The sequence below is a fragment of the Phyllobacterium sp. MT110 genome (genome assembly GCF_058792715.1).
In genome coordinates, this window is sequence record NZ_JBXAFE010000022.1 from 1 (window position 1) to 705 (window position 705).

Here is a 705-nt window from a genome sequence, read left to right on the forward strand (position 1 = left end):
CGGTCGGTGGTGTCTGTGACCGCATTTCTGCTAAAGCTGGGAAGCAAATCGCCCGCGAAGTCACCAACTGCCGAAGTGTGACGGGCGCATCGGACTGATGGGCCTGTCGCTCATCGAGCCCTGTTGTCTTGAAGGAGGAGCGCTGGGATGAGCACCGACCTGGATACCGTGCGGTCCTATGATATGGTCGCGGCGGAGTACGCTTCAGAGGCCGCGGCGATGCCCGAATGGGTCGCGACAGAGATCGATGTGTTCGTGACCGCGCTGGGTGGCGCGGGCAGGGTGCTGGAGATTGGAAGCGGTGGCGGACGCGATGCACTTGAGCTTGAGAAGCGGGGAATTAGCGTCCGGCGCACCGACATTTCAAAGGGTTTCGTCGAACTGCTTCGCGAAAGTGGCTTCGAGGCCGACCCGTTGGATCCGCTGACCGAAGACTTGGCCGACCCGCAGCGTCCCGGTACGCCTTACGACGGGATCTGGGCCTGTGCCTGCCTGATTCATGTGGCGCGCGAGGATCTCGGCACGGTGCTTGGGCGGCTTGCCGAGGCGACCCGGACCGGTGGCCGATTGCACGCCTCCGTTCGAGAGGGCGACGGCGAGGATGTGTCCACACACGGCAGTGCTGCAGCGCCCCGGCGCTACGTCGAGACGTACTGGCGCGAGTCTGCCCTGCGGTCCGCACTCACAGACGCCGGCTGGATCGTC

The 705-nt window shown here is 64.7% G+C and carries 1 protein-coding gene; it reads left to right on the forward strand.

The genetic code is table 11. The annotated features are described in order from the left end of the window. Positions 1–147 precede the first annotated feature (147 nt). The coding region (locus tag AC1Q5O_RS27225; RefSeq protein ID WP_492567202.1) for a class I SAM-dependent methyltransferase at positions 148–705 on the forward strand (558 nt) is incomplete at its 3' end.